This is a genomic window from Halovenus amylolytica (assembly GCA_004015825.1).
GTDB classification, from domain to species: domain Archaea; phylum Halobacteriota; class Halobacteria; order Halobacteriales; family Haloarculaceae; genus Halovenus; species Halovenus amylolytica.
Map to the genome: position 1 here is coordinate 1 of SAYS01000046.1, position 3,847 is coordinate 3,847.

Annotated in this window: 2 protein-coding genes; one reads left to right on the top strand and one right to left on the bottom strand. The window is 46.3% G+C overall.

The window, feature by feature from the left end; genetic code table 11:
* A partial coding sequence (locus EOW68_RS19065) for an Eco57I restriction-modification methylase domain-containing protein (RefSeq protein WP_431359060.1) occupies nt 1-2,508 on the top strand: 2,508 nt, incomplete at its 5' end.
* 37 nt (nt 2,509-2,545) lie between these two features.
* On the opposite strand, the gene EOW68_RS18155 is transcribed toward EOW68_RS19065, so the two are convergent.
* A complete protein-coding gene (locus EOW68_RS18155) occupies nt 2,546-3,553 on the bottom strand; it encodes a Cdc6/Cdc18 family protein (protein WP_128226564.1) in 1,008 nt (335 codons plus the stop codon).
* Nucleotides 3,554-3,847: the final 294 nt, after the last annotated feature.

Here is a 3,847-nt window from a genome sequence, read left to right on the forward strand (position 1 = left end):
GCCGCTGTTCAATTACGTCTGAGGAGGCTTCAGTGTACACAGCCGTTGCCTCCTCATTCCTGTCGAAAAGAAGTCCCGAAAAGCCGCCACTGTCACGACGTTCTGAGCTTAGCTAAAGACGGATGGTTAGAAGACTATGAGTTCTCCACAACTGGTGGGCCAGAGGAACTTGACCCGAGTATCCTTGGAATGGTGTTCGAGCAAACAATCAATTATCTTGCCGGTGAAACTGGTGCACAAAATGACCTTGGAGCTTATTACACCCCTGATAATATTACGCGATTCTGTGCAGATAAGTCGGTAAGGAAATCTCTTCTAACCCGCTTCAAAGAAGTGCTGCAACAAGAATGGAACTGGCGGGAAGGAGAATTGGCTCACTACAGTGAGGTTTATGAACTAATTGAGGGGTTATCTCCCAACCAAGATGTTGTTGAATCCCTTTTGAAAGAGGTAGATGAGTTTCGTGTGCTTGACCCGGCGTGTGGAAGTGGGCATTTCCTCACATCTGTTCTAAATGAGATACTTTCAGTACGTCGCTCTCTCTATGAAAAGCACGATGACTCCCCTTCCACCCACATTCTGAAGAAACGAACCGTCTTGCAGAATCTTTATGGCGTGGATATTGTTGGCCCTGGTGTCGAAATCACGAAACTGCGTCTGTGGCTTTCAATCATGTCGGAGCTCACTGAAACAGATATCGATGAACTTGAACCAGGAGAACTGGCGTTACCCAACGTCGCGTTCAACATTCGTGAAGGGAATACTCTTGTCGGGTATACAGACACCCAACGACTCCGTGTTGAGGATGACGAGAAAGTTAATCATCAGCAGGCACCACTTGATGAGTGGGTCGAGAAGTCGGTGGAAGAACTGGTCGAGGAACGCCAAGAGATGGTTGATGAATTCAAACAGCTCTATGGCGAGGACGCACAGACACTTCAAGACGAAATCGATGAAAAAGACGAGGATTACAACCGGCAATTGAACGAAAAGTTGCTTGAAGATATGCGCGATGCGGATGTCGCGTTTGAACACGATCAAGAAACCATTGAATCCCCTGATATCCCCTGTAGTGCCATCCATAAGGTCTCTATTCAGTTTGAGGACGCTATTGATACAGACCGAAAAGCAGAATTGAGTGACGAATATCAAAATGAAACCGGAATGCGTATCAATTACGGAAATGGGGGATACGTGTCAATCACTCTCAATCATGAGTACCTTGTAAATACACCCGATAATCGGCTTCAGGAGATCATCAACACAATCGAAGACAACATCGCTAATCTGGAGATCCAACGGTATTTGACGCACACGGATCTTGACGAATTGGAGTTCCTTCACTGGCCACTTGAATTCTACAACGTATTCAAGAATGGTGGGTTCGATGTTGCTATTGGAAATCCCCCATATGGGATCGACATCTCAGATGCTGAATCTGCTTTGGATGATTATCCAGATGAGAATCATTCGTCGATGGTGTTCGCCTCGCGTGCTGAAAACTTGATAAATGATAACGGACAGATTGCATATGTTGTTCCAAAGGTGTTGACCTATGCGTACAGGTGGACTGATGCACGAAACCACCTACTCAATCAGAGCCTCGACTACTTAATTGACCTTCGTGAAGCGTTCGATGGGGTTAAACAAGAACAGATTATTCTGATGTTCTCCCCCGAAGATGGAACTGATACAGTTGTTGTTGGACGAAGAGAAGAACATCAGAACGGAAACAGCGAAACGTTCTTCGAGAAGAATTATCAACAGTCTGCATTCAATGAAGACTGTTTCTTTATGTGGGTTGACGACGACAATGAGGCACTCCTCACAAAATTGGGAGAGTATGATACGTTCAACGACGTAGACTTTGCAGAAGCAACAAAAGGTGTTGACGCATTCAAATCCTATTTAACAGGAGATCCAAACGACATTCCGGCCTATCGGGGAGATGACATTGGTCAGTTCCGTTTTGTTAACACAAGTTACCTTGATCCAAAAATCAAGAACAAATCCAATTTCCACCTATCTGGACATGGTGATAAAAAGGTAATTTACCGGCGTATTCTGTCACACGTCACAACCCCTACAGACAGGATTATCATTAATTGTGCCATCGATTACAAGGGTGTTTGTACTCCCGACACATCGATCCATGCAGAGCCAAATGACCACTCGCTTGAATTCCTCTGCGGGCTAATGAATTCAAGTTTGTTTGCCTGGTACACCTACAATGCAATCTACAATCGTGCTATCCGATCAATGGATTTGACTCCCATCTATTTCGGGCGATTGCCTGCACCACCAGAAGAAAATGAAGAGTTGATTGAAACAATCGAAATGTGTACTGAAGAGATCCGCGAGATGGATAGTAGTGAAGAAGATTCTCTGTTATCAAAATATGCTGAACTAGACGACGCAATCTTTGACCTTTACAAATTGAGCGATGATGAAAGAGAGGTCATCAAATCAGAAACACCGCCTAGAGAGGAAACACTCCTGGATTGGTAAAAGCTGTTTACTAACAAAGGGGAGCCACCCAATGCCATTAGTTTTGAATTGAACGGTAAATCCTTCCACGGTTCTTTCCGGGGGCTTCAATTAGGTTGTAGTGGCAGAGCTTGGTGAGGTAGTTTCGAACCATTCGTTGCGATCGTGGATTTGATGCCTTCTGTTCATACGCCTCGTAGAGTTCGCTCGGTGCGATCTCACCATGTTCTGTGATGATGTCATAGACAATCTTCTGGTCGTCGGTGAGTTTCTCAACGTTCGTTTGTCTGATTTCCACTTTCGCTTCCGAAACCGCATCCTCAATCGTTTCATCATCAATTGCATCACTATGCGTCTGGGCGGCATTTTGGGCTGCGTTGCGAAGGATGCCAATAGCAACGCGAGCATCGCCAGCAACTGCATCTGCAATGTTTTCGAGTTGTGACTCGGTTACGACATCTGGACGTACGGCCCATCGGACGCGATTTTGGAGGATGCACATCAGTTCCTGTTTGCTGTACTGGTCGAAATGGATACGAGCACTCGTCTGAAGTCGACTCCTCAATCGACTGTTCAATTGCGAGAAGAACTCTTCTTCGTGGTTTGCGACCAAGATCATTGTTAGCGACTTCGTGCGATAGAGGTCGTACAGGATGTTTTTGTCTTCGAGTTGATCGACTTCGTCGAGGATGACAACGTATGGTGGCCCGTTGTAGTTCTGGAGTCGTTCGAGTAATTCGTCTGTGGGTGTGGATTGGCGGTGAATATCGAGTGTCTTGTCGATGCCCTCGAGAATCCGGTAGAGTGTTTTGAACTTGGAGTAGTCTTCCCAGCAGTTGACGTACTGGGTGTTTACGTTGATGAGGTTCTCACAGAGTTTCTCGAGTGTATACTGTGCAATGCAGGTTTTTCCTGTTCCTGGTGGGCCGTGGAGAAATGATGGGTCTGCTGGTTTTCCGCGTGTCAGTGGGTCAAGGGTGCTTGAGAGGTAGTTAATTTCACTGTCACGATGTACGACGTCGTTCGGGACGAACTCCGGCTGGAGCACCCGAGCATCTGTAATCATACTTATCAGTGTGATTAGCTACATATTAAGTGGAACCGTGTAGCTTCCGCGTTTCCGGAAACACACATTCTCTGGAATTTGCGCACTAAACTGGTACTAGTATAGGAACTGACGCAAAATCGATCTTGGGCGAGTTATGGAGTATCCCGGAACTATAAGGGCAGAGGGCATCCGTCTTTAGCTAAGCCACCTCTGCGGTTCTTGGCTGGATACCGGTAGCCAGTCGTTCCTGAAGCACGAGACGCTGCTGATGGATTTTTTGGGCATCTTCGATTAGCCGATCCAACAGCGGTG